At 53.6% G+C, this 23,852-nt stretch carries 24 protein-coding genes and 1 pseudogene; 6 read left to right on the top strand and 19 right to left on the bottom strand.

Features of this window, described 5'->3' with window-relative positions:
• The 7 genes from AC6ROY_RS21700 to AC6ROY_RS21730 form a co-directional block, all read right to left on the bottom strand.
• Positions 1 to 945: a hypothetical protein gene (locus AC6ROY_RS21700; RefSeq protein ID WP_500102685.1), complete on the bottom strand. Its 945-nt coding sequence runs from the start codon at positions 943 to 945 to the stop codon at positions 1 to 3.
• Positions 942 to 1,931: a DGQHR domain-containing protein gene (locus AC6ROY_RS21705; protein WP_500102686.1), complete on the bottom strand. Its 990-nt coding sequence runs from the start codon at positions 1,929 to 1,931 to the stop codon at positions 942 to 944. Before AC6ROY_RS21705 ends, AC6ROY_RS21700 begins: the two co-directional genes overlap by 4 nt.
• A gap of 456 nt (positions 1,932 to 2,387) precedes the next feature.
• Complete coding sequence (locus AC6ROY_RS21710; protein ID WP_500102687.1) at positions 2,388 to 2,561, bottom strand: NlpC/P60 family protein; 174 nt, start codon at positions 2,559 to 2,561, stop codon at positions 2,388 to 2,390.
• Between the two features lie 287 nt (positions 2,562 to 2,848).
• A complete protein-coding gene (gene rlmD / locus AC6ROY_RS21715; RefSeq protein ID WP_500102688.1) occupies positions 2,849 to 4,465 on the bottom strand; it encodes a 23S rRNA (uracil(1939)-C(5))-methyltransferase RlmD in 1,617 nt (538 codons plus the stop codon).
• Complete coding sequence (locus AC6ROY_RS21720) at positions 4,446 to 5,435, bottom strand: diacylglycerol kinase (protein WP_500102689.1); 990 nt, start codon at positions 5,433 to 5,435, stop codon at positions 4,446 to 4,448. Before AC6ROY_RS21720 ends, rlmD begins: the two co-directional genes overlap by 20 nt.
• 658 nt (positions 5,436 to 6,093) lie before the next feature.
• A complete protein-coding gene (locus AC6ROY_RS21725; RefSeq protein ID WP_500102690.1) occupies positions 6,094 to 6,894 on the bottom strand; it encodes a sirohydrochlorin chelatase in 801 nt (266 codons plus the stop codon).
• 592 nt (positions 6,895 to 7,486) lie between these two features.
• Complete coding sequence (locus AC6ROY_RS21730) at positions 7,487 to 7,777, bottom strand: YerC/YecD family TrpR-related protein (RefSeq protein WP_010494821.1); 291 nt, start codon at positions 7,775 to 7,777, stop codon at positions 7,487 to 7,489.
• A gap of 314 nt (positions 7,778 to 8,091) precedes the next feature.
• On the opposite strand from AC6ROY_RS21730, the gene AC6ROY_RS21735 reads away from it, so the two are divergent.
• Positions 8,092 to 8,691 (top strand): hypothetical protein, encoded by a 600-nt coding sequence (locus AC6ROY_RS21735; protein ID WP_500102691.1) that lies wholly within the window; start codon positions 8,092 to 8,094, stop codon positions 8,689 to 8,691.
• Positions 8,692 to 9,444: 753 nt separating this feature from the next.
• On the opposite strand, the gene AC6ROY_RS21740 is transcribed toward AC6ROY_RS21735, so the two are convergent.
• On the bottom strand, positions 9,445 to 10,182 hold the full coding sequence (locus AC6ROY_RS21740) for a ThuA domain-containing protein (protein ID WP_500102692.1): 738 nt from the start codon (positions 10,180 to 10,182) through the stop codon (positions 9,445 to 9,447).
• A gap of 177 nt (positions 10,183 to 10,359) precedes the next feature.
• Positions 10,360 to 10,539: pseudogene (locus AC6ROY_RS21745) on the bottom strand (RNA polymerase sigma factor); the annotation flags it as partial.
• Between the two features lie 245 nt (positions 10,540 to 10,784).
• On the opposite strand from AC6ROY_RS21745, the gene AC6ROY_RS21750 reads away from it, so the two are divergent.
• Positions 10,785 to 11,246 carry a YtxH domain-containing protein gene (locus AC6ROY_RS21750; RefSeq protein WP_500102693.1) on the top strand — a complete coding sequence of 154 codons (462 nt, stop codon included), beginning with the start codon at positions 10,785 to 10,787 and terminating at the stop codon, positions 11,244 to 11,246.
• A gap of 249 nt (positions 11,247 to 11,495) precedes the next feature.
• On the opposite strand, the gene AC6ROY_RS21755 is transcribed toward AC6ROY_RS21750, so the two are convergent.
• The 4 genes from AC6ROY_RS21755 to AC6ROY_RS21770 all read right to left on the bottom strand — a co-directional run bounded on the left by AC6ROY_RS21755 (position 11,496) and on the right by AC6ROY_RS21770 (position 13,747).
• Positions 11,496 to 12,284 (bottom strand): sigma-70 family RNA polymerase sigma factor, encoded by a 789-nt coding sequence (locus AC6ROY_RS21755; protein WP_500102694.1) that lies wholly within the window; start codon positions 12,282 to 12,284, stop codon positions 11,496 to 11,498.
• Positions 12,281 to 12,730 (bottom strand): anti-sigma B factor RsbW, encoded by a 450-nt coding sequence (rsbW, locus tag AC6ROY_RS21760; protein WP_500102695.1) that lies wholly within the window; start codon positions 12,728 to 12,730, stop codon positions 12,281 to 12,283. Before rsbW ends, AC6ROY_RS21755 begins: the two co-directional genes overlap by 4 nt.
• Positions 12,731 to 12,751: 21 nt before the next feature.
• Entirely contained in the window at positions 12,752 to 13,111 is a 360-nt protein-coding gene (locus tag AC6ROY_RS21765; protein WP_500102735.1) for an STAS domain-containing protein, read from the bottom strand.
• A gap of 165 nt (positions 13,112 to 13,276) precedes the next feature.
• Positions 13,277 to 13,747 (bottom strand): DUF948 domain-containing protein, encoded by a 471-nt coding sequence (locus AC6ROY_RS21770; protein WP_500102696.1) that lies wholly within the window; start codon positions 13,745 to 13,747, stop codon positions 13,277 to 13,279.
• A gap of 200 nt (positions 13,748 to 13,947) precedes the next feature.
• Between AC6ROY_RS21770 and AC6ROY_RS21775 the strand changes: the two genes are divergently transcribed.
• Positions 13,948 to 14,433, top strand: coding sequence for a Dps family protein (locus AC6ROY_RS21775; RefSeq protein ID WP_500102697.1), 486 nt, complete (start codon positions 13,948 to 13,950; stop codon positions 14,431 to 14,433).
• 131 nt (positions 14,434 to 14,564) lie between these two features.
• Here AC6ROY_RS21775 and AC6ROY_RS21780 read toward each other — a convergent pair whose 3' ends face one another.
• A complete protein-coding gene (locus AC6ROY_RS21780) occupies positions 14,565 to 15,068 on the bottom strand; it encodes an ATP-binding protein (protein WP_500102698.1) in 504 nt (167 codons plus the stop codon).
• On the bottom strand, positions 15,065 to 15,442 hold the full coding sequence (locus AC6ROY_RS21785; RefSeq protein WP_500102699.1) for an STAS domain-containing protein: 378 nt from the start codon (positions 15,440 to 15,442) through the stop codon (positions 15,065 to 15,067). The genes AC6ROY_RS21780 and AC6ROY_RS21785 overlap by 4 nt, the downstream gene beginning before the upstream one ends.
• Before the next feature lie 223 nt (positions 15,443 to 15,665).
• Between AC6ROY_RS21785 and AC6ROY_RS21790 the strand changes: the two genes are divergently transcribed.
• Complete coding sequence (locus tag AC6ROY_RS21790) at positions 15,666 to 15,827, top strand: hypothetical protein (RefSeq protein ID WP_500102700.1); 162 nt, start codon at positions 15,666 to 15,668, stop codon at positions 15,825 to 15,827.
• Between the two features lie 97 nt (positions 15,828 to 15,924).
• Here the strand turns inward: AC6ROY_RS21790 and AC6ROY_RS21795 are convergent, their stop codons facing one another.
• Entirely contained in the window at positions 15,925 to 16,656 is a 732-nt protein-coding gene (locus AC6ROY_RS21795) for a hypothetical protein (RefSeq protein ID WP_500102701.1), read from the bottom strand.
• Between the two features lie 335 nt (positions 16,657 to 16,991).
• Between AC6ROY_RS21795 and AC6ROY_RS21800 the strand changes: the two genes are divergently transcribed.
• Together AC6ROY_RS21800 and AC6ROY_RS21805 are read left to right on the top strand one after the other, a co-directional pair.
• A complete protein-coding gene (locus tag AC6ROY_RS21800) occupies positions 16,992 to 17,528 on the top strand; it encodes an Rpn family recombination-promoting nuclease/putative transposase (RefSeq protein WP_500102702.1) in 537 nt (178 codons plus the stop codon).
• 148 nt (positions 17,529 to 17,676) lie between these two features.
• Positions 17,677 to 17,880 (top strand): Rpn/YhgA-type helix-turn-helix domain-containing protein, encoded by a 204-nt coding sequence (locus AC6ROY_RS21805; RefSeq protein ID WP_500102703.1) that lies wholly within the window; start codon positions 17,677 to 17,679, stop codon positions 17,878 to 17,880.
• A gap of 165 nt (positions 17,881 to 18,045) precedes the next feature.
• On the opposite strand, the gene AC6ROY_RS21810 is transcribed toward AC6ROY_RS21805, so the two are convergent.
• Genes AC6ROY_RS21810 through AC6ROY_RS21820 form a run of 3 tightly spaced genes read right to left on the bottom strand, consistent with a single transcriptional unit; the run spans position 18,046 to position 23,845 of the window.
• Positions 18,046 to 19,242, bottom strand: coding sequence for a response regulator (locus AC6ROY_RS21810; protein WP_500102704.1), 1,197 nt, complete (start codon positions 19,240 to 19,242; stop codon positions 18,046 to 18,048).
• A gap of 11 nt (positions 19,243 to 19,253) precedes the next feature.
• Positions 19,254 to 20,120 carry a CheR family methyltransferase gene (locus AC6ROY_RS21815; protein WP_500102705.1) on the bottom strand — a complete coding sequence of 289 codons (867 nt, stop codon included), beginning with the start codon at positions 20,118 to 20,120 and terminating at the stop codon, positions 19,254 to 19,256.
• A gap of 53 nt (positions 20,121 to 20,173) precedes the next feature.
• Positions 20,174 to 23,845: a response regulator gene (locus AC6ROY_RS21820; protein WP_500102706.1), complete on the bottom strand. Its 3,672-nt coding sequence runs from the start codon at positions 23,843 to 23,845 to the stop codon at positions 20,174 to 20,176.
• Positions 23,846 to 23,852 lie beyond the last annotated feature (7 nt).

The raw sequence follows: 23,852 nt of genomic DNA on the forward strand, positions 1-23,852 counted from the left end.
CTATTCCTCCATTGTACCGATGACTAAACTTCCGTAATCTTCGTTTTCTATCTCATACATTAACAAATTCTTCTTTTTTATTTGTGTTAAATAGAGTAGGGATGAGTTTGGATTTGAGTAAGATTGAACTGTATCTGTGCCTCTGTATGCTACCTTAACTGCATTGGTGTCATCCATCCATGCGACAACAGATTCGTCCACAAGACAATCAGCAACCGTAGAATTTTCAAACGAATATTCATTGCACAAATCAAAATCCCCTAATACTCGCCGGGTTGTTAAACGGACCTGAGGCAAATCAATCTCGTCAATTTCCTGTCCCGTTCTTTTGTTCAGAATAACTAACTTGTCCTGCGGCATGAAAAAAAACAACTGCTCTCCGATTACTCCATGAAAATAATTACCGAAATATCCTTTGTGTTCCCACAAAGAGGCTCCTTCTTTAACCACGCAAGCCAAAACATCATTTTTTTGAACCAGTGACAGATGTTCATCTACAGGCCAACGGTAATTTATCGTTTGTCTATGATCTGAAAAATGACCATTATTCAAATCAATTTTCTTGCTCCCCAAGATAAACAAGTCACCTGAATAATCGGTTATTGTAGGAAGTTTATATTTTTCAATTAAAATAGCTTCACTTAACTCCCAACGAAAACTCATGCAACTGACATCAAATGAACCAATACGATCAATTTTCAAATGAGATCGTGCATCAGAAACTCGTGCTAAGAAAATAACACTATCTCGCCAACCAATAATACAGTTATATATTGTTTGAAAAGTCACTGTTTCGCCGCTATCAATTTTTATCCTCTCGATCACACGGCGGTTAGTGTATTCATTTCGGCGACAAACCACTACATATTGTTCAAGCAGAATAGCCCATTTAGTTACATCCCAATACTTCGGGAACTCCCCTCTCCAAACTCGTTTAAATTTCATGAGTTTGTTCCAACTTTATAGAATATAATTTCATCTAATTTATTCTTCACTACATCGGCACCTTTTCTTCCGGAGATACCATTAAATTCTCCATCATTCATCCAATTAATATGGCTAGCACGAGATAATAAAGACTTTAACTTAACCAAATCTAGTTTTTTATTATTACGGTCAAGGCATTCAACTATTAAGAAACCACCTAATTTACTTAGCGCAAGGGTTCCCATCGTTTTTTTAATTAGTGAATTTTTAGTAGCTTGCCACGCTTCTGGCCACACCTCAGATACAATACTCCAGTAATCCGTAGCAAGTTCATACTTCTGGTTGAAATCCAGTGCTTTAATTTCACCTGATTGGAACAGCTCAATTAAAGAACCTCTCAGGGAATCTAAGCTTACTGCCCGTTTAGCGCCCCGTACACCGTTTAGATTCACTTTTTGATACCACGGGCTGCCGACTTCCGATTCTAACTTAACAACTAGTTGTGATAACTCATCATTTTTACGATCATTAAACCAGACATGGCTCATATTGACTTTCTTTTGTTCTCTATTAATTGTGATGAACAATTCCTGTTCTGCATCCAGGTCGAGATTTTGGAATAGCATAAATGGAATCGGTATGTTCGTATACTTGCAATCCATCAGACCAAGAACACGGTGTTGTCCGTCAATAATGGACAGGCACGACTTCACAGGCAAGTGGAGTCTTCCATATCCTGAATCGTTATGTGGAATGAAAGAACAGTCGTCTCGTGCATTTAAGAGAATAGGTGTAACAAATCCTGTAGGCTTTTCACTAACATATTTTGCAAAGGCCTTCGCTCGTTTCATGTCAGCGGGACGTTGGTATCCGATTCTGCCTTCCTGAGGTGGAAAATGGTCAGAAAATGTGAGTTGTCGTGCCTGCTCTTTAGTTAAATACCCTATAAATATGGTTTGATCCTTTTGAACATTTTTAACGACTTCGATAAGAACCTCTTTCATCCGATTTGCTCACCGTCTTTCACTTTTAGTACGGTAACGAATAGAACTGTAACTTATGTAACTGCGACATTAGTAACTGCAAAAAATATCGCAACAATAAGTCATTTTTACCATCACGTTTAGTTTACACGCTTTTTTGGGGTACTTTACTTCCCATTTTAGTGCAGAACAATACCTTTTGTTATTGGTAAATTCGACAAACAATCATCTCATCCTTCTCAATTATTACAAAATCAAAAAAACAAGCAATGATTAAGTCAATTAAAAACCTCGAAAGGGACTCCCTTCGAGGTTTACCGATATTTTTGGGCAAGTTAATTTTACAAACTTGTCTACTTCTGTGCAAGTTATTTGATGCTGTACCTCACAATTGAATCGCAGGTCTTCCAAACAACACTTGCTTGTCCGAATCAAACAAACTGCGGTACACCAGTTGTCCCGGACTTGAGGAAGCGTCTACAATTTTCCATTTCCCGCATATATTCCAATGTGGGTAATACGCTTATAGCTCCAAAATGTAAGATCGCCAGGAACCAGGTTTGCCGCGCTTACTGTAAGGCCATTTTCTACGCAAAATCTTGCTTGTTTCGCTGCGGTTCTTGGCAGGTTAAGATTCGGCCACGGCAGCATTACTACAACGATGAATATTTACGGCCACGCGCTCCGGTCCGCCGACCAGGCTGCAGCAGATAAGTTCGATAATCTGTTTCCAATCAAGAGCAAGGCGCAAAATAAAGACGCTCGGGGAAGGTTCTCCTCGGCGTCTTCTTCTCATTATTTATGTCGAATTATATCATTTTCACGTAGCTTATTTTCATTTTTCACATCAAATTCACATCAACTCTTGAAATCCCGCTCTGTACCACAGGAAAGAAGACATCTATTACATACGAAAAATCCTTATATATCAAGGAAATTCAGGACACTGTACCAGTCTTAATGAGAAGCGCGACCGATTCCACATGCACCGTATGCGGAAACATATCCACCGGCTGCACCTCCACCGTCCGATAGCCGCCGTCCTCCAGCACTCTCAAATCCCGCGCCAGCGTCGACGGATTACAGGACACGTACACCACCCGCTCCGGCTGCATCGCGAGGATCGTGTCGAGCAGCGCAGGGTCGCAGCCCTTGCGCGGCGGGTCAACGACAATCACGTCCGGGGCGATGCCCTGGTCGCGCCAGGCCGAGATGACGACCTCGGCGGGGCCGTCCTCGAACTGGACGTTGCGGATGCCGTTCAGCATCGCATTGGCGCGGGCATCGTCGATCGCTTCGCGGACGATCTCGACGCCGTAGACCTGGCGCGCCCGCTGCGCCAGGAACAGCGAAATTGTGCCGATGCCGCAGTAGGCATCAATCACGGTTTCTTCGCCGGTCAGCGCGGCGTAGTCAAGCGCTTTCCGGTACAGCACCTCGGTCTGTACCGGGTTCACTTGATAGAACGAGCGCGCGGAGATCGCAAACCGGATATCGCCGATCGTATCGTAGATGACGTCGCGGCCCCACAGGACAAGCGTCCGGTCGCCGAAGATGACGTTGGTCTGCCGGGTGTTTATATTTTGGCAAATGCTCGTCACGCCTGGCACCGCTTCACGGATCAGGCCAACAAGCTCGTCCCGATGCGGAATAGACTCGCCGTTCGTGACCAGCACGACCATGATCTCACCCGTGTGAAAGCCGTAACGGGCAACGATGTGGCGCAGCAGCCCGCGGCCAGTCTCTTCGTGGTAAGCGCGAATGCCGAGCGATTCGGCGGCCTGCTTGACGGCGCGGACAACGTCGTCGTTTTGCTCGTGCTGGATCATACAGGCGTCCATGTCGATGATCCGATGGCTGCCCTGGGCGTAAAAACCGGCGACAAGGCCGCCTTCGCGCTCCGGTCCGCCGTTGCCGATCGGCACCTGGGCCTTGTTGCGATAGCGCCACGGCTCGCTCATCCCAAGCGTCGGATGAACAACGATGCCCGGAGAGGCATCGGGACCGCTCGCAACGGCCAGCTTGCCGATGCGTTCGAGGTTGTCCACGACAAGCTGCCGCTTCCAGCGCAGTTGGGCATCGTAGCTCAAGTGCTGGAGCTGGCAGCCGCCGCATTGGCTGTAGATCGGACAAGGCGCCTGCACACGATCAGGACTCGCTTCGACAACACGCAGCAGCTTGGCGTAGCCGTACTGCTTCTTGAGCTTCAGCGTCTTGACGCGCACCTTTTCCCCCGGCAGCGCCCCCGGAATAAAAAGGGTATAGCCGTTCACCCGGCCTACCCCTTCTCCTTCATGCCCAAGGCCGACGATGCCCGCGACGTACTCTTCATTTTTCACAACCGGCAGGTCACGCGGCTCCTGTGCCTCCTGCCTCGCCCGCTGGACAGGCTGAGCCGCAGGCTTACGAGCTGTCCGGCCGACAGCAGCCGCCTCAGAACCCTCCTGCACAGGCCGATGCCCATGGGCGCCCTTTCGGCTCGCTCCGCTTGCCGTCGTCGGGTGGCCTGCCACGTTACCGCCGCGGCGTTTACGGTTATTCGTCTTCATGCTCATGATCGTCTCCGGTCTTCGGTTTCAGCAAATTCATCAGATTGAGAGGATTGCTGCTCTTGTAGGTTGTCTGTCCGCTTTCGTCTACGAAGATTTGCAGATGCTGCGGCAGGTTCGTGAAAATACATGGCAACGTTCCGCCAAACTCGCCGTCGAGGTTCAGCTGGACGTAGTCCGGGGAGGTTACCTGAATATGCTTGGTCTGCAAGTAGATCACGTGGGGATCATTTAAATGCTCGCCGCGCAAAGCAAGCGACACGACGCGAATAAATTCGGCAAGATTGCATTTACGCAAAATAATGACATCAAACAAGCCGTCGCTAAGCGAAGCATCCGGCGCCAGCCGCTCGAAGCCGCCGACCGAGTTGCTGTTGGAGATCAGGAACAGCATGACCTCCTCATGCAGCTCGACCTCAGGCGTCCGAATATAGACTTCGATAGGCCGGAGACGCGGCAGCTTCTCCAGACCTTTCATATAGTAGGCCATTTGGCCGATCATCGTTTTCAGCTTGCTGGGCACTTCATAGGTTAGCTCAGTCATCGAGCCGCCCCCGGCGATGTTGATAAAGTAACGTTGGTTCACCTTGCCCACATCAATCGACCGCGTATGCTGGCGCAAAATAACATCGACCGCCCCCTCCCAGTTGCGGGGGATACTGAGCGCACGGGCGAAATCGTTCGTCGTGCCCAGCGGCAAAATGCCAAGCGGCGGCCTGTTTTCTTTTTCGGCCATGCCGTTAATGACTTCGTTCAGCGTGCCGTCCCCGCCCGCAGCGATGACGATGTCGAAGCCACGCTCGACCGCATCGGCTGCAGCCAGCGTCGCATCGCCCTCGCCGATGGTCGCATGGGTGCTTGTTTCCAGCCCGCCGCGCTCCAGCCGCTGCAAAACCTCCGACAGACGCTTCTTCATCTCTTCGCGTCCCGAAGACGGATTATAGATCAACCTTGCCCGTTTGGCCCGTTCTGCCATGTCTGCTCACCCGTTCACCTCAAGTATAACGCCCCGTTGGCGTCCCGACCCTAGACCCCGCTTGCCGTATCGTTTCATTTAAAATATTGCGCCTGACTACATACACGGACGTTCTGCCTGTGCGCACAGGTTCCGCCTAAACCAGCTCGTTCTGGCAGGGGGTGCCCTTCTGCACACCGCTTGCCGCCAGCCCGGAACCGGAAAGCTACGCTGTTCACGGACCATTACCCGCATAGGCTGGTTTTGATAGCTGGACATGGCCGCTTTCTTTGGCATATTTCAGACATTTGGAGCCACAGCCTTCTGCTTCAAAGCGCGCAGCCATACATCCGGTATCTTCCGTGCCCCATTCGAATGTCTGCTATCCGCAGCGCAGCGTAACGTTCACACCGCCTCGCAATCACAATCCTTTGGGGCGTAGGCATACCGCCTAAGGCTTGCTGCGGCCATCGGCTATCCCTGAACAACTCTCTGCCGTATGTTAAATTAGGCCAGCTGCCGAGCTGCCATCGTTGCCTGCAAGGCCGCTGTCGCTTGATTCACATCTGACCCCGTGCTATTGATCCATCATTCTTTCGGCCAACCAAACCGTGCGCGAGACGATAGGCATCCTCGCCCGATGTCGCTCAGAAGCCTTCCGCTAACGCATCTCTGCTCACTACTCGCTCTGTCCCAATCCCTGCTCCTGCCCCTTACAGCGCTCCAGCACCGTTTCGATCTGACGCTCCATCCACCTTGAGACACCGGGGTGCGGCAGCAGCGACTGCCCATTATACCGGTAATCATGCCCTGCGAATCGCTCCGGGATAACTTGGCCGGTAAAATACCCTTCACTTAGAAACAATGGGGCAACCAGCAGCGTACAGCCGGGTTTCTTTTGCTTCAAGACACGCAGCTTCCATGGCACTTGATCCGGCAGCAGCATCGCGCCAGCCGCTCCGGCAAAGCTGCCAATCGCCTGCACACGCGCAGCCAGCTTCTCCAAGCCATCCCGCCAGTTGCGGTGAAAGCCTTTCTCCACGCTGCCATGACCAACCAGCAGCACAACTTCCTGCTCCGGGCAGGTAGACAACGGCTCAAGCTTCTCATATACGATCTGGGCAATCGTCGGATCATCGTCGATCGGCTGGGCAAGATGCAGATTTGCAGTCAGTTGAAACGGCTCCATGTCGGTCGGAAGCAGCGGCTCCGGCTTGACGCCCAGCGCGTAGCTGATCTCGTCGATATGGGTGCTGCCGGAGGAGACAAATAACGGCACGGCAATAATATCCGTCACGCCCTGCTTCTCCAGCTCATAAATACCATCCTGAATGAGCCGTCCTTCTACAATTTCGAGATAAGCTGACATCACAGGCATCCCGGCCGGCACATGAACCGCCTGCACCGCCTCATCGACGAGCCTGACCCATTCCTCGCTGCGGGAGCCGTGGCTGATGACTAACACCCCGTATTTTACCACACCCCATGCCTCCTCTCCAAAATGGCCCTTCCAATCGTGCATCAACACGAAAAATCCTGCTCAGCCCGCGACCGAGAAGGATTCGCCTGTTGCTATGATCAGCACTGCTTTGCCGGCAGGCTGCGCCTTTGCTCTACCTTGTCTGATCCGATCAAAATCGGACCGTCCCCTTGTCTGCCCCTGTCGGCGCCAGGCAATCATTGCCGCAGCCATGTCGGCGCCTGCATCTTACAGCGGCAATCAGCTTACAGCACAGAGACACCGGGAAAGGCTGCAGACAGCTTTGCCCCCTAATCGGAGCCGGATCACTCGCCAAGCCGATCCTTCCGCTCAACGAACAACCGTCCCTGCTCGCCTCTCTCTGGCCAATCCATCGTAACCTCAAGCAACATGTTCGACGAACCCTTTCGCTCCGGTTCATGGCCGACACGGTCATGCCCGGCATCAGCCGTTCAAGCCTGCTCGGCCACTCCTTCGCTCGCCTGCTCGCGGGCCAGCCTGCGAAGGTCTTTACTGGTGTTTTTGGACAAGGACAATGAGGAGCAGCTCACACACCCCATCGTCGCTTGCCCGCACCTGTCGCCGGCATCGCTTAACGGCCGAGACGCTCCAGCGTCATTTTGTAGCCGTCATTGCCGTAGTTCAGGCAGCGCTTGACCCGGGAAATCGTTGCCGTGCTGGCGCCTGTCTCGGCTTCGATCTGGTTATACGTGTTGCCCTTACGCAGCATCCGCGCGACCTCCAGCCGCTGGGACAAGGACTGAATTTCATTTACCGTACACAGGTCATCAAAAAACACATAACATTCCTCTATATCCTTGAGCGTCAATATCGCTTCAAACAGCTGATCTATTGCCTTATCATTCAACTTCTTCAATTGCATGAACGTTCAACCCCTCGATGATCTATCAAACCCTATCTTACTCTGAAATGGGTTCGGTTTACAATGAATTCACATATTAGTCATACCCAATTATTCGACAGCCTGGCGCAAAATCCTGCCTTTAAGCAAGCGGAACGTTACTATTTCTAAGCGTTAGTGCGCTAAATCACAGGTAGGCCAAAATCTAAATAACCGTGACAGGAGTCCATACCATCCATTTGCCCACCACATACAGTATACAAGGAAACCGATGCTGGATGAAAGTCCGACCGCAGCAGGACTGCGAGATTACTTAAATAAAGGGATGAGAAGCTATGACATGGACGAAACAAACAATCGGCAACCGCGGCGTGCCTGCCACCCGGCACCCTGCTCCCCCTGGGCTCACCGGAAAGCCTCCTCATGGCTATGGATATCGGTCAGCCTTGCCGTCACGCAGCTTTGCGCAGGGAAGCTACCCCGAGATCGGAGCAAGCCCGGTCGGCTATGCACAATATCCGGGACTGGGCGGAGAGCTGCCGATCCCGTCTACCGCAATTGCTCCGCAGGCTGGAGCTCCTGCTGCCGGAGGCGGAGGCGGAGGCGTCTTATCGAGCCTCACTTCGATGTTTGGCGGCAGCGGAACTGCCGGAGGGAGCGGCAGCAGCTTCAATATTCAGCAGATCAAGCAGGTTGTCGATCGTATGGGCGGCATTGACGGCATTGTAGATACCTTCGGTAAAATGCAAAAGATGTTCCAAAGCGTCCAGCAGATGGCGCCGATGATCAAGCTATTGATGGGCTCCTTCGTCAAAGGGAAAAAAGCAGCGTCCGGAGGCGACGACCTGGACGGATTGCCGGCTCCGCGCAGAAGCCGCCGCAAGCGTAAAGGCTCAGCAGGCGGCCGCAGCCGCAGACGGAAATCACGGCGGTAAGCTCCGCCGGACAATAGTGCCTGGCGCTGACGCTGCTCAGCGACCGGGCACTTCTCTCTTGCTTAGCAACCAGGCACTTCTCGCTTGCTCTGCAACCAAGCACTTCTCGCTTGCTTGGCAACCAGGCGCTTCTCGCTTACTTAGCAATCAGACACTTCTCGCTTACTTAGCAATCAGACACTTCTCGCTTGCTCAGCGACCAGATGCTTCTCGCTTGCTCAGCGACCGGGCACTTCTCGCTTGCTCAGCGATCAGACGCTTCGTGCTTGCTCAGCCACACGAGGAAGAGGCGCGCTCTCGGCTCATTCGGCAAGGTGCCGGGATGCTCCGGCAGGGCTGTCTCTTCTGGCCGTCCCTTCCCGCTTCCTCAGACAACAAACAGGACCGCCTTCCTTGCCCTCGGTCTGGACAAGCCTTCCTAATCTCCATACATATACAGAACTAACATTTCGTAAGCTACTATACCTTATAATAAGATTCATGACAAATCAAGGTTACGAATGATTAACCCCGTTTATCCTGGATGCTGTTCGGTTATTCGAGCCCTTATTATTTTACATAAATAACGGTTAGCGCTACGAAAGCTTCACGCTGTTTACTTCTTCATTTTATTCACACGTTCAGGTCGTTCTGCTCGCTGTCCCGCCGCAAGAAAAAACGCCGTATCGCTCCTCCAGCAGCAGGATAATACGGCGTTCGTTTAAGCGGCTGCCTATAAGAAGGAGCCAATTTTTCGATAAAAGCTGTCCAGATCTAGCCGTTCCCGTTGCCTTTAATTGGCTCCAGCGGCTTATGGTTGCCGTACTTCGGAATGTCGCGGGTAGACGGTTTGGCCCAAAATACTGCGTTGCGGATGACACGACGAATTTGTTCATTATAATAAGTCGGATACGTCTCATGACCGGGACGGAAATAAAAAATTTTACCCTGTCCTCGGCTGAACGTGCAGCCGCTGCGGAACACCTCGCCGCCCTCGAACCAGCTGACCATCACAAGCTCGTCCGGAGCCGGGATATCGAAATGCTCGCCATACATTTCTTCCTGCGGCAGCTCGATGTATTCACCGATCCCTTCGACAATCGGATGGTTCGGAGCGACGATCCAGATCCGTTCCTTCTCGTCAGCCTCACGCCACTTCAAGTCGCAGCTGGTGCCCATCACTTGCTTGAACAGCTTGGAGAAATGGCCGGAGTGCAGCACAATGAGACCCATGCCCTGCAGCACCCGCTGGTGAACACGGTTCACAATCGCATCCTGTACGTCGCCATGCGCCTTGTGGCCCCACCAGATCAACACATCGGTATTGTTCAGCACTTCCTCGCTCAGTCCATGCTCAGGGTCGTCAAGCGTCGCGTAGGCAACCTGCACGTCTTCGCCCAGTCCTTCACCAATAGCCGTATGAATCCCCTGCGGGTACACTGCGCGGATGTGATCGCTCTCCCGCTCATGACGGAACTCGTTCCATACGGTTACACGTACTTGTTGGCTCATGTTCCAAACCCCTCCATCACTTATTCAATCATTTTCAGTATAGTGATTTAGGCTGGGAAAAGATAGGATAAAAAAACGACACCAAACGCCCCTGCTCCAAGCGCTCTCACTGTCTGCCCTGCCGAAGGCTAAGGCTGCCGAGATTCGGCAACCTGGCTGTCTAACAACCGCTGCGCTTCACGCTGCAGCTCCGGCAACGCCTGTTCCACGGTGCGGCGACCAGCGCACGGTGTTGCGTGTGATCGTCAGCAGCCAGGTTTTGATGCTCGACTCACCCCGGAACGAATAAATACGCTCATACACCTTCACAAACACGTCTTGAGCGATATCGTCAGCTACCGCAGCCGAGTGCGTTAGGCAAAACGCATAGTTCTACACCTCGCTGCCATAAGCGAGCATAAGCTCGGACAAAATTTCATTTCTATCCATGCCGCTTGCCAGCGACTTCAAATACTCGAATGCCACCCGAAATTCACCTCACCACCCATTGGACGGTACACTCCGTGCAAAGGTTCCCTTTGTTTCATACGGAAACGGGTCGGGTAAAAGAAAGTATGCCAGCTTGACATGTCATAAATGATTACAAAAGGAGCTGAACAAACATGAGTACAGTGGAAACCAAACGAGGAAACGTATGGATCGGTACACTTGCAGCCGGCTTGGCCGGAGCAGGAATTGCGCTGCTGACCGCACCGAAGACGGGCCGTCAGCTCAGAGGCGAGCTGAAAACAAAATTCCAGTCTCTGCAAATTCGCAGCACGGAGCTTGTCCATTCCTGCAAAACAAAAGCAGCCGAAACCGTACAGATCATGAAGGACCACAGCGAAGCGATCGCCAATCAAACGCATGACCTCAAGGACCGTATCTCCGATCAGACGCAGCATGCGACAGACAAAGCAGCCCATCTGACAGAACGCGCGGCAGACAAAGCGCATGAGCTGACAGAGCAAGCCGCGGATGCGCTCCACGTTGCGGCGGACAAGGTCGAAGCGGCAACCAAGGCTGCCGTCGACCAAGCTTCGAGCACGGTCAACCGTGTCGTAGAGCAAGCTTCGCGTTCCTGAACTGTTTTTGATGCAGCCTAAAGCACTCAGCCATCAATTCAGCTGAAGCCACAAGCAGCAACATTTGGATAACTTATCCGACACAGGACGACTCTTCCGAGCATGTACCTCAAGCACGAGGTCTTCATTGCCACAACAACCGTGTGGCCTGGAGACCTCTTTTATTTGCTTCGAAAACGGTTCCAACATCATTTGGACTCATCCGCTCAATAAAAAACGCCCCCCTTCCATAACAAAGGAGCGCGTTTTTTAGGGTTCGGCGCCGCGGCGTCCGTCCGTTTGTTGAAAGTACAGCTTCAATTTGTCCAGCGCCCGCTTCTGGATGCGGGAAACGCTCATCTGCGACACGCCGAGCTCCTGGGCAATTGTGCGCTGCGACTGTCCTTCCTCATACGCAAGCTGCAGCACCTTTTGCTCCTCCGGCTTCAAATGAACGAGCGCCTCCTGCAGCGCAAGCTTGTTGTCGACGGTCTGGTACGCATCCCCCGGGCTGCCGATCACATCGCCGATCGTAGATCCGTTATCCTCCGAGGATAGCGGCGTATCCAGCGAGACGTAGTGGTAATAATCGCGGCCGGCCAATATCTCAATCGTTTCCTCGACAGACAGCTCCATCTCGGCGGCAATTTCATCGACGTTCGGAGAACGCTCCAGCCGCATTGTCAGCCGATCGACCACATGCTGGATTTGATTCCCTTTTTCCTTGATACGCCTCGGAACCTGGACATACCAGGATTTGTCCCGCAAATAATTTTTCATATGGCCGATGACGCTTTTCATCATGTATGCCTCGAACTGCACGCCGACAGACAAGTCAAATTGCTTCAACAGCTTCAGCACCGACATTTGGCCGACTTGGTACAAGTCTTCGAAAAGATCCGGGCGGTTACGCGCCATTTTGCCAGCCGCCATCTTCACCATGGGCTCATACTGTCTCAGCAAAATCGTGGCTGTGTCATTGCAGCCCGTTTCCTGGTATTTGATTATAAGCTCATCCGTATTGATCCCTGCATGTGAACGATCTGAGTTGGTTCTCATACCATTTCCTCGCTTCGCACTACCCGTTTGGTCAAGGTCACTTCCGTTCCGATGCCGGTTTTCACCTCAACATCATCCATCAGCGCCTGCATCAAATAAATGCCCAGACCTCCGACGTTAATTTCATTTAATGTTTTGTCATGCAGCGACTCCGCCCGCTCGGACTTGGCCGCATAGTCAAAGCTCGGTCCATGATCCTTCACGGTAATGCGAAGACCATCCTCGATACGCTCGAACCGTACATCCACGATACCCGGGCGGCCCGGCTCATAAGCGTGCACAACCGCATTATTGCATGCTTCAGCGACAGCTACCTTCATATCCTCGATTTCCTCGTAGGAGAAGCCGAGCTTGGAACTGATGCCGTACAGCGTCAACCGAACCAAATCAATATATTCCGGCTCGGCAGGGACAGAGAGACTCACGACATGAGATTCTGGATTCATACGTTGGTTACCGATCCTTTCTTATCCATTTACAATCCTCGCACCGGACGAATCGGTAGGCGGGACCTGCTGCAGAAACGGCGTAATCCCCGTTAAGTCAAAAATCCGCTTAATTTTCGGCGGGATTTCCTCCACCATGAAGGAAGCCTTGAGCACGTCCCTTGCTTTTAACACCGATACAATCACGCCGATGCCGGTACTGTCAATATATTGCAGCTCCCTGAGATTCAAGATCAGGCTGCGCCCGGTGTCCGCGATATAGGAATCAAGCGCCGCGCGAAGCTCCGCTACTTTGGACAAATCAAGCTCACCTTGCAAATACACAGTAATAGCTTGCTCTGTTTTGCTTGTTTGTACTTGAAACAATCTGGACTTTTCCATCATAGACCGATCCTTCCTCCTTGAACATTGCCTGAGATCGTCGAGCATGCCTGAAATCGGACATCCTGCTCATTCTCCGCTTATTACCCGGTACAGCAAGACATGAAACAGCTTCGTCCGGGCCAGGATCAGGCTAAAGCTTGTCCTGTTCGGATTATTCCGTCTTTACCGGGATTGGGCGACAGCCGGGTCCTTCTTGGGCGTCCGCCATGTTTGCCAAATATCAATGATCATCGGAACCGCCTGCAGCATACGGCCAATCGCTTGCCCGGTCGGGCTAACCTGCGGGGCTTCCTGCGGCTGCCGCACGTTCCGGCGAATCGACTCCGCTACAGCAGCCGTTGCTTCCTTCACCGTATCTGTCACTTCCTGGACGGCATCGCCGATATTTTTGACCGAATCCATCATCGGGTCAATCGCGTGCAGCCTATTGCGCACATCAAGCGTTACTTCATTCGTATGCCGCAGCAGCTCTGTCGCCTCGCCGCTGATTCCGTGAATCTGCCCTTGAATCTCCTGCATCGTCACATGGGTTTGCGACAGCAGCGCTGTGACCGACTGCAAGGTTCGGATCAGGTAGATGACCAGAGCGGCAAACGCAATGGCAATGACAGCTACGCTGAGTTCAATAATCATGTTTGATCCCTCCGTCATATGTTGAATGAAGTTGGCCGGCTTGTGAGCCTGCACCGTTTTTACCCGGCTGCGCCACCGTTGAAACGATCATATATATAATCAGCCCCATTCAAGAATGGATCTTGTTTCGTACGGTCATCCTAAGGGTAAGCAAGGACATCGGCAAGCAAATCACGATTCAAATTCGGGAGGTCATTCATATGGCAAAAGTTCTGGAGCAAGAGCTGAAAATGAAGGCAGGCGCAGCGGATAGCAATTTGCTGGAGCTGCTGAACAAGCAGGTCGCCAATTGGGCCGTGCTTCATATGAAGCTGCATCAGCACCATTGGTTCGTGAAGGGCGCCGGATTTTTCGATCTGCACAAAAAATTCGAGGAGCTGTACGATGAAGCCAGTCTGACGATGGACGAGCTCGCCGAGCGCATCCTCGCGCTCAAAGGCGCCCCGCTGTCCACTTTCAAGGAAATCGCAGCCGCTACGACGCTCAAGGAGCATCCTCCGCTTGGCACAGCCAAGGAGATGGTGCAGGATTTGCGCAGCGACTACACCCAGATAATTGGCGAGTTCAAGCAGCTGATGGACGTAGCCGAAAAGCAGGCGGATGACGGAACCCATGATATGCTCAATGCGATGCGCTCAACGCTGCAAAAGCATGTGTGGATGCTCGACGCTTATTTGGAAGATTAACCGAACTGTACTGGCTGACACGTATACATGCTGAAACAGCCAGTCTCCGCTCCGCCGAAACAATAGCGGAAGCGGGGATTGGCTGTTTCCATAATCGTTTTTGACACTGGAGGGTAGCTTTGGCTTGGGCGCTAGTTGCCACCCCGCTCCGTCAAGCGTTTCAGCAGCTCGATTCCTTCCCCTGCTGCCTCCTGACCGAACAGTGCGCACGGGCCGACATTTACAATCCGCACCTCATCGACAAGCGCCTGCATCATGTATAAGCCAAGTCGGCTGCTCTCAAACCACAGCTGCCCGCCAGACGGCTGTTCCGCAGAGCCATCTCCGGTAAAGTCAATCTCCGCCTCAGCAAACGACAGGGTACAGCCTTGTCCCTCAAGGCGAATCAACAGCTCCTGCTCCCGCATGAAAAACGTAAAGCGCAGCGCTGTCCCGGAATCCGGCGTACCAGCCTGCAGCAGCGTATAATTACACGCTTCCGTTAAGGCTACCTTCAAATCCTCGATCGCTTCATAAGAAAAGCCCATCCGGACTGCAATTCCATACAACGTCAGGCGGATCGTATCCAGCTCTTCCCGATCGAAGGGAACGGTCAGAACAATTTCCCGCTCCACCTCGCTCGCGGAACTGCTCATGACTCCCCCTCCCCAGGCTTAGGTAAAACCGTTGTCGCTGTCGGTTCGGCTTCATCTGGCAGGAAGATCAGGAACCGAGTCAAGCCCGTCATATCAAACAAGCGCTTGATTTTGGCCGGCACGCGCTGCACCTGCAGCTGCAGACCGACTCCTTGACGCAGCTTGAGCAGCGAGACAATAATTCCGATGCCTGTACTGTCAATATAGGTCAGCTCGCGCATGTCAAGTGTAAGTGATTTAGTTGCAGCTGCAGCCAGCGGCTCCGTCTGATGACGAAGCAGGTCGGCCGTGCCCAAGTCCAGCTCGCCGGACAAGGCTACGACATGACCGTTTGGTATCGTGTGCGCATTCACTCTAAACTTCACCGCATCCATTGCAATTGCCCCCTTCGTTCGATCTCATTCAGCATCATCAGGCTGCCTTTGTATAGTCCTAGAATACCAGATCAGTCTTTATTTTACACGGCTCCAACGGAAAAGGTTGCTGGCTTCCGGCGGCACTTCCAGCAGATTCAGGCCAAGCCAGACCGGGTAATAGGCATATAAGCGCCCGCCCTAAGGGGCATCACAAATTCATCAGGACAAGGAGTGGTTGGACATGGAAACCGGTAAAAGCGTAGACATCGAAAGAAAAACGGTCGAGAAAAAAATGGATTCGGGCATGGTTGCCGCCACCTTTATCAAATATGCGGCCTACGTGCTGATCTTCTTCGGCTTCTTGTACTTCATGGTCCGGTATGTGTTCCCGATGTTTAACTAACAGGCATTCCGTTGGCCAGCGTCTATGATGGTCATCTCGAACCTGTAAACAAGGCAAAGCAGCCGTCTCCGGAGCGGCTGCTTCTTGTGATGGCGGATCAGGAACGTGCATGGAACAAATGGACCTCAGTCAGCTGGCCGTGCTCATTGTCCAGAAACAGCTTGACGGCCCGCTGCTGACGTTTGTAGACGACCCCGTCCTCGGCCACCCAATCCGGCTTGCCGAGTGCAGCCTGGAGCTGCTTGGCATCCAGCGGAAAGGTTTTGTGGTCAATGGTGATGGTCTTGGCCTTCGCAGGGACAACAACAGCCTGAACCGACAGCTCGTACAAAGTGACCTTGCAGTCCTCATACACCAGTGTCCGCTCCTGCGGAAACAGCGGACTCCGCTCTTCGGCCAGCGGCCGCCCCTTCAGCTCATAGATCGTCTTGAGGTCGTCGGTTACCGCCAGACCGTTTATCCGTTCCAGAGGCAGCTCCGATGCGCTCGGCATATCGGCTGCATGTGAGTCGGAGGAAGATTGGCTGTCGGTCGCGACAGCCGTATCTTCCCGACCCGCACCGGTGGGAGCTGTTTCGGCAGGTAGCGCTGTCTCACTCCCGGCCGAATGTCCCGTACCGGGAACAGCGCCCCCCCCTGCCGGCTTCGGCAAATCCGGAGTCTCATGCCGGTCAAGTCCGGCTTCTGCTGCCTCGAGAGCGCTTTGCGCCTGAGCGACAGCCTTATCAGACAGAGGCAGCCCGGTCTCCGTTGCGCCCAGCGCCCACCAAACGATTCCGCTACCGGCAATGAGAAGGCTGATCAGCCAGCCCTTGCTCCATGTCTTCATGCCATCCCTCTCCTTCCGCTCCGCTGTTAACGGATGGTTTTGATTGGTTGCCAAGCGAACCAAGCTTCTCCCGTAGCTCCATGTTTTTGCAGTTGTGTCGATAATTATGCTTAACCAGTACCCCCTCAAATGAATCAACGGCCGCGAACCGCCAGGCTATAAGCCAGAACACTTGTTTCTTTTTTATAGCCTGTTTTGTATATATAGAAGTGGTACGAAAAGCTTATAACCGCGGCGCTTTCGACGAAGCTGCATTCGCATTTTAGCCGCAGCGTTTCTTGCGATTCGATCCGCTTGAACCATTCGGAAACTTCGTCGCGAGTGAGGTGGAGGTTATGTGGCAGAACAGGACTGGGTCTGAAACCGAGTCCAAAAATGATATTCATCACCCGCATGATAAGGCCTATAAGTTTTTATTGTCCAGCAAACGTGTGTTTGTTGAGCTGCTGCAAAGCTTTGTAGCCAAAGGGTGGGTCGATCATATTGACGAGGATCAATTGATTAAGCTGGACAAGTCTTATATTTTGCACGATTTTCGCGAAAAGGAATCCGATCTCGTGTACCAGCTGGAAATAAAGGAACGCAAAATCATTTTTTATGTGCTAATGGAATTGCAATCCAAGGTCGATTTCCAAATGCCGTATAGATTGCTGCAATATATGATGGAAATCTGGCGAGATGTGCTGCGCAACACCGATCAGACGGAAGCCGCGCGCAAACAATTTCGTTTGCCTGCCATTGTGCCGATGGTGCTTTACAACGGTGAGGCTACCTGGACTGCCGCCCGCAGCTTCAGGGAAACATTGGCCGGGGAGGAATGGTTCGAAAACGAGCTGCTGGATTTCAGGTATATTCTAATTCAACGTTCATGACTACAACAAAGAGCAATTGCAACCCGACTTGTTTCAAACGTTTCAGACGTGGATCAGGCTGGTCACCCGAAATGGCTTATCCGAAGCAAATCGGAAGAAAATGGATGATATCATGGGGCAGCATAATCAACCTAAGGAGGTTCGGACGATGATTTCCAAATTTGAAAAAGAGTTTGAAGGCTTCGAGCGTGGTATAGAACGCGGTATCGAGCAAGGCATTGAGCAAGGCATCGAACAAGGCAAAGCCACCGTCGCCCGCAACCTGCTCCGCAAAGGGGTCGATCTGGACAGCATCGCTGAAGTTACAGAGCTGACACGCGAACAGATCGAAGCGATTCGCAAGAAATTGTAGGCGCGGCGGTGCAGCCGGAAGTCCGCCGCCAGATGCGCCTGCACCGTACACGACACACTTGGCATTGGCACAACACAGGCTCACAAATAAACAGAAATAAACAGGGATGTCCCTCGGGTCCGCTCGGACCCTTGAGGAACATCCCTGTTTGCGAGACATTGCCGTTTATTTGGCGATACCGAGAAAGTCCAGCTCCTCCAGCTCCTTGACCCGGATCGTAAAGGCAAACTCTGCACCCGCCCGGTTGGAGGGCACAAACGCAATTGTACCGCCCATCAGCTGCACAAGGTTTTTGCAGATCGCCAGCCCGAGTCCCGTGCCGCCATATTTCCGCGTCAACGAGGAGTCCACCTGGCTGAACGGCTGGAACAGCAGGCTGCGCTTGTCAGGCGGGATACCGATGCCGGTATCGACGACGCGGAATTCCAGCTCCAGTTGCTCCCCGCTGCTCCCCTTGCCGCTGATGGATACATGGACGCCGCCCCGCTCGGTAAACTTCACCGCATTGCCAATCAAGTTAATTAGCACCTGACGCAACCGGGATTCATCGGCCATCACAACCTCGGGGATGTGGCGGTCAATGTCATAGGAAAGCTCCAGCGACTTGTTTTTGCAATCGGCATGGAACATTTCGAAGGTTTCGATCAAGCAATTCCGCAGGTGCAGCGAGTTTTCCTTCAGCTCCATTTTGCCCGACTCGATTTTCGTCAGATCGAGAATGTCGTTGATAATATACAGCAGCGCGGCGCCGCTGCGGCGGATCGTCTCCGTATATTCCCGCTGCTCCGCCGTCAGGTCGGTTTCATGCAGCAAATCGGCCATCGCGATGACTCCGTTTAAAGGCGTACGGATCTCATGGCTCATCATCGCCAGAAAGCTTGATTTGGCCTGAGCCGCCTGCTCGGCCGCCTCCTTGGCCCGCTCCAGCTCCCGCGTCCGCTCATTGAGCAGCTCCGTCTGCTGCTGCAGCTTCTTCTGCGCGACATACATGCTGACGAAGCCTTCGATCTTGGACTTCAGCGTCCGGGGAACAAACGGCTTCACGATGTAGTCAATCGCCCCTACGGAATAGGCGGTAAATGCCAAATCCTGCTCATCCGGCGCCGCTGTGATAAAAATGATCGGAACCGTCTTCGTCTTCTCTCTGGACTTGATCCACTGCGCTGTCTCAAACCCGTCCATGCCCGGCATCTGAACGTCGAGCACAATGACGGCAAACTCATGCTTGAGCAAGCAGCGGAGCGCCTCCTCCCCGGAGGAGGCCTTCACCAGGTCGTAATGATGGTCCTCCAGCACGGCCTCCAGCGCCAGCAAATTTTCCGGCTGATCGTCAACTAGCAGTATGCGGATCGCCTCGTTCATGCCATGCCACCTCATTTATGCTTCCGATAAATTTTTTCCTGCGGATCAATCGCCTTATAGCCGTCCGCATGTCCGGTGAAGGAAATCGACTCCTTATGGCCCAGCACGAGAATACCGGCGTCGCTCAAGCTTTCGTAAAACAGAGCATGCACCTGATTTTGCAGCGTATTATTGAAGTAAATCAGCACGTTCCGGCAAAAAATAACATGAAACTCATTAAAGGATCGGTCAGTCACCAGATTATGCTGGGCAAATACAATTTTCTCACGCAAAAACGGATGGAACGTCGCCAGCTCGCCTTCAGCGGAATAATACCGGGAGAAAGCGTCCTTGCCTCCCGCATGCATGTAATTTCTCGTATAATCCTGCATCTTCTTCAGCGGGTACGCTCCCCGCTCCCCAATTTGCAGCACCTCTTCATTGATGTCGGTGGCGTAAATACGCACCTTGTCGTACAACCCTTCCTCCATCATCAGGATGGCGGTCGAATACACCTCTTCCCCCGTCGAACAGCCGGCATGCCAGATCCGAATCGCTGGCTGCTGACGGAGCAGCGGGACGACCCGTTCACGGAAGGCGGCGAACAACGTCGGGTCCCGAAACATTTCCGTCACGTGGATGACCAGGTCGCCGAGCAGCCGCTCCATGCAGCTGCGGTCATGCAGCATCCGTTCCTGCAGTGCGGACACCGTCGCCAGCTTCTCGGCATGCACCCGATGCCAGATGCGGCGCCGGACGGACGGGAAGGCATAGTTGCGAAAATCATAGCCATACATCCGGTACAAGCCCTCCAGCAGCAGCTGAATTTCGATCCGCTCCCGTTCGTCAACTTCATCGCTTGGCTGTTCTCCCCGGCTGCGGATATACATGTCGCTCATATGGCGTAAAGAGGCAGCTTCATGGAGGGACGGTTTGCGTTCTCCAGTATCGCTCATTTGCACAACCACACTCTCATCAGCGACAGCAGCTGCTCCGTATGAATCGGCTTCGTCATGTAGTCGGAGGCGCCGGCCTGCAGACATTTCTCCCGGTCTTCCTTCATCGCCTTAGCCGTCAGGGCAATGATCGGCAGCCGGTCAAACCGTCCATCGGCGCGGATCGTCCGCATCGCCTCATAGCCATCCATCTCCGGCATCATAATGTCCATCAGCACTAGGTCGAAGTCCGGCTCGCGTTCGAGCTGAGCCAGCGCCTGCCGCCCGGTTTCGGCAAAGGCCACTTCCATATCAAGACCCTCCAGCAAGTTGGAGAGGGCAAACACATTGCGAATATCGTCATCCACCAGCAGCACCTTTTTACCGGCAAACAGCGTCTCCAGATTATGCAGCTTCTGCAGCATCCGCTGCTTCTCCTCCGGGAGCTTCGTCTCGATCCGGTGCAGGAACAGCGAGGTTTCATCAAGCAGCCGCTCCGGCGTTTTAACATCCTTGACAATAATGGATTCGGCATATTTTTTGAGCCGCAGCTGCTCACGCTTATCGAGTGTTTTGCCGGTGTATATCAGGATCGGAATTCGCCGCAGCGCCTCGTCTGCCTTGATCCGATCCAGCAGTTCATATAAAGCGACATCCGTATGCCCGTAGTCGATGACCATGCAGTCGAAGGACTGCGACCCCAGCAGCTGCAAAGCTTCACCGTCAGTTTCAGCCGAAGTGATGCTGATATCATCATGGCCAAGCAGCTCAATCAGCCCGTTCCCGCTGAGCTCCTCCGCCTGCAGCAGCAGCAGCTTGCGCAAATCGCGGTTCAGAAACGATTGAATATGCGCAAACGCCTCCTCCAGCTGCTCGCGTCCCGACGGCTTGCGTAGCCAGGCGATCGCACCGAGCGCAAGTCCCTGTTGAATGTCATCAAAGACAGAAATCACATGCACCGGAATATGACGGGTCGCGGAGTCTCCCTTCAGCTGCACAAGCACTGACCAGCCGTCCATAACCGGAAGCTGGATATCAAGCAGAATTGCATCCGGAACATGCTTCCTCGCCAGATTCAGCCCTGTATCGCCTTGCAGCGCCACGATCGTTTTGAAGCCCCGGCTGCGGGCCATATCGAGCAAAATCGCCGCGAATTGCACATCGTCTTCAATAATGAGCAGCACACGGTCACCCGGCTCAATCCGGTCACGATCATCTGTCAGTGTGCCGGGCAGCGGATTGTCGGCCAGCTTCGGTGTACCTCCATGAGACAGGCTTGCCGCCTCCTGACTCCGCCGCGTCCGGTATGGCGGAGACCGCAGGTCTGCCGTTGCCGCCGCCTCGGCGAGCATGCTTGCCGCATTCCGCGCAACCGGCATGGTCAGCGTAAAGCGGCTGCCCCGGCCCTCCTCGCTGACCACTCCAATATCGCCGCCAAGCAATGCAGCCAGCTGTCTGCTGATCGACAAGCCCAGCCCCGTGCCGCCATACTTGCGGCTTGTCGTGCCGTCGGCCTGCTGAAACGCCTCAAAAATCAGCTCCTGCTTATCCAGCGCAATTCCGATGCCCGTATCCTCCACGTCAAACGCCAGCTGCGGCTGCAGGCCGGACTGCCGATCTGTCTGCAGACGAATCGTAACCGTCACCCGGCCTTCCTTCGTAAACTTCAACGCATTGGAGAGCAGGTTTTTTAAAATCTGCTGCAGTCGGCTGAAATCCGTCTCGATCCGCTCCGGCATCCCTTCCTGCACCCGCACCTCGAACTCCAGCCCCTTCGTTCGGGCAAGCGGCTTGAAGCCTTTCTCGATGGCATCGACAATATCCCGGACCAGCACATGCTCCTGATGAACATCCATGCGGCCCGCCTCCACCTTCGCCAGATCAAGCACATCGTCAATCAGCTTCAACAGATCACAACCGGACGCATAGATCGTCTCCGCATAGTCCACCTGCTTGTCGCTCAGGTTGCGGTCCTTGTTTTCCTTGAGCAGCTGGGACAAAATCAGCAGACTGTTCAAGGGCGTGCGCAGCTCATGCGACATATTGGCCAAAAACTCCGTTTTGTACCGCGAAGCAAGCGCCAGCTCCAGCGCCTGCTCCTCCAGCGCCTGATTCGCCTGCTCCATCTGGCGGTTCACTTCCTCCGTCGCCGTTACCAGCTCCTCCAGCTCCGCCGATTTGCGCATCAGCGCTTCATTGGCCTGCTCCAGGTCGGACTGCTGACGCTGCAGCAGCTCCTCCGACGCCTGCAGCGCCCTCGTCTGCTCCTCCAGCCGCTCATTGGACGCCTTCAGCTCATCCTGCTGGGAAAACAATTCCTCGGACTGCGTCTGCAGCTCCTCGGTCAATCCCTGATGAATGCGCAGCAGCTCCTCAATCTTCAAACGCCCCTGCAGCATATTCAGCAGCACGCCGACGCGCTCGGCCGCCTCCTCCAGCAGCCGCTGCTCCAGCTCTGTCTGCTCCCGGAAGCCGACCAGTTCGAAGACAGCAATGACCTGCCCTTCATAATGCACCGGCTGCACCACAATATGCATCGGCTCCAGTCCGCCGTAGGCGGAACGGATCGAGCCGTATTCACCGGTATGTCCGACAATACGGATCACCCGGCCGTCGCTTGCGGCTTGGCCCAGCAGTCCTTCGCCCAGCGCCAGCTCCTGAGCCGCCATCGCGCCGCCGGATGCGTAGGTGCCGGCAAGCTCCAGCTTTTTCTCCTGCATCATACTGGGCCGCACGACGTAAAATGCCCCGCTGTATGCCTCCAATACGCGGGAGATGCGCCCCATAAAGCCTGCAGCCAGCTGCTCCACCCGCGTGCTTTCCTGCAGCTCATTGTACAGAATCGTCACCTCGGTGCGCAGCCAGAGCATTTCCTCATTCACGCGGTTCAGCTCCCGCTCTTTCCCCGCCGCTTGCTCCAGGTCGTCAGCCAGCCGGTTAAACATGCTCGCGACCTGGCCGAACTCATCCTGGGAAGTGACCGGAATACGTACCGAGCCTTCCCCCCACGTGCCGCCGGAGAAACCTCTGATCATCGCTGACAGCACACTGACTCCTTGGCTCATACTGTGTACAATCCAGTACATAATACCGACGCCGATCAGCAGTCCCAGCAGCGTCAGCAGCCCTGTCGTCGTGAAGGTCCGCTTATTGTCCGCCAGCGTTGAGCTGACCTGCTCCTCCATGAACTGCTCTTCCAGCTCATTCAGCTCGCTCATCGCCTGCATCAATGCCTCGCGCAGCTTGCCGCCGTTGCCGTTGCGCAGCTCAATCGCTTGCTGCCGCCTCCCGGACTGGTGCATCTGCACGATCTGGCCCACGTACACAAGATACGCCTCGGTTCGCGCCTGCAGGTTATCCACATACGAGCGCTCGATCGTGTCCAGCGGAAGTCCGTCGATTTCATTCAATTTTTTCTTCACTGACGCTCCGAGCGCCCGTACCCGCTCAGCAGTAATCGCGTTGGCCGCTTCGTCGGTTTCGAGCAGCAGGTTGCTTTGCGCTTGCGCGAGCTCGTAAATTTCCTTGCGCATCTGCATGCTCAGCCTAACCTTAGCGTAACGGTTTTCATAAATTTCGGTAATGCTTTCATCCGTGCTGCTGAGACGATTGATGCCGATGCCTGCCAATATAAATAAAATGACAAGCACAACCCCGAAGCCCAGCAGCAGCTTCGACTTTATTTTCATGTCCGGT

The sequence above is a fragment of the Paenibacillus sp. sg306046 genome (genome assembly GCF_059821225.1).

Bases quoted from the DNA above. Each gene is read 5' to 3' on its own strand.
- AC6ROY_RS21700 (WP_500102685.1), bottom strand. From the start codon at position 945: ATGAAATTTAAACGAGTTTGGAGAGGGGAGTTCCCGAAGTATTGGGAT.
- AC6ROY_RS21705 (WP_500102686.1), bottom strand. From the start codon at position 1,931: ATGAAAGAGGTTCTTATCGAAGTCGTTAAAAATGTTCAAAAGGATCAA.
- AC6ROY_RS21710 (WP_500102687.1), bottom strand. From the start codon at position 2,561: ATGCTGCCGTGGCCGAATCTTAACCTGCCAAGAACCGCAGCGAAACAA.
- rlmD (WP_500102688.1), bottom strand. From the start codon at position 4,465: ATGAGCATGAAGACGAATAACCGTAAACGCCGCGGCGGTAACGTGGCA.
- AC6ROY_RS21720 (WP_500102689.1), bottom strand. From the start codon at position 5,435: ATGGCAGAACGGGCCAAACGGGCAAGGTTGATCTATAATCCGTCTTCG.
- AC6ROY_RS21730 (WP_010494821.1), bottom strand. From the start codon at position 7,777: ATGCAATTGAAGAAGTTGAATGATAAGGCAATAGATCAGCTGTTTGAA.
- AC6ROY_RS21735 (WP_500102691.1), top strand. From the start codon at position 8,092: ATGACATGGACGAAACAAACAATCGGCAACCGCGGCGTGCCTGCCACC.
- AC6ROY_RS21740 (WP_500102692.1), bottom strand. From the start codon at position 10,182: ATGAGCCAACAAGTACGTGTAACCGTATGGAACGAGTTCCGTCATGAG.
- AC6ROY_RS21750 (WP_500102693.1), top strand. From the start codon at position 10,785: ATGAGTACAGTGGAAACCAAACGAGGAAACGTATGGATCGGTACACTT.
- AC6ROY_RS21755 (WP_500102694.1), bottom strand. From the start codon at position 12,284: ATGAGAACCAACTCAGATCGTTCACATGCAGGGATCAATACGGATGAG.
- rsbW (WP_500102695.1), bottom strand. From the start codon at position 12,730: ATGAATCCAGAATCTCATGTCGTGAGTCTCTCTGTCCCTGCCGAGCCG.
- AC6ROY_RS21765 (WP_500102735.1), bottom strand. From the start codon at position 13,111: ATGGAAAAGTCCAGATTGTTTCAAGTACAAACAAGCAAAACAGAGCAA.
- AC6ROY_RS21770 (WP_500102696.1), bottom strand. From the start codon at position 13,747: ATGATTATTGAACTCAGCGTAGCTGTCATTGCCATTGCGTTTGCCGCT.
- AC6ROY_RS21775 (WP_500102697.1), top strand. From the start codon at position 13,948: ATGGCAAAAGTTCTGGAGCAAGAGCTGAAAATGAAGGCAGGCGCAGCG.
- AC6ROY_RS21780 (WP_500102698.1), bottom strand. From the start codon at position 15,068: ATGAGCAGTTCCGCGAGCGAGGTGGAGCGGGAAATTGTTCTGACCGTT.
- AC6ROY_RS21785 (WP_500102699.1), bottom strand. From the start codon at position 15,442: ATGGATGCGGTGAAGTTTAGAGTGAATGCGCACACGATACCAAACGGT.
- AC6ROY_RS21790 (WP_500102700.1), top strand. From the start codon at position 15,666: ATGGAAACCGGTAAAAGCGTAGACATCGAAAGAAAAACGGTCGAGAAA.
- AC6ROY_RS21795 (WP_500102701.1), bottom strand. From the start codon at position 16,656: ATGAAGACATGGAGCAAGGGCTGGCTGATCAGCCTTCTCATTGCCGGT.
- AC6ROY_RS21800 (WP_500102702.1), top strand. From the start codon at position 16,992: ATGTGGCAGAACAGGACTGGGTCTGAAACCGAGTCCAAAAATGATATT.
- AC6ROY_RS21805 (WP_500102703.1), top strand. From the start codon at position 17,677: ATGATTTCCAAATTTGAAAAAGAGTTTGAAGGCTTCGAGCGTGGTATA.
- AC6ROY_RS21810 (WP_500102704.1), bottom strand. From the start codon at position 19,242: ATGAACGAGGCGATCCGCATACTGCTAGTTGACGATCAGCCGGAAAAT.
- AC6ROY_RS21815 (WP_500102705.1), bottom strand. From the start codon at position 20,120: ATGAGCGACATGTATATCCGCAGCCGGGGAGAACAGCCAAGCGATGAA.
- AC6ROY_RS21820 (WP_500102706.1), bottom strand. From the start codon at position 23,845: ATGAAAATAAAGTCGAAGCTGCTGCTGGGCTTCGGGGTTGTGCTTGTC.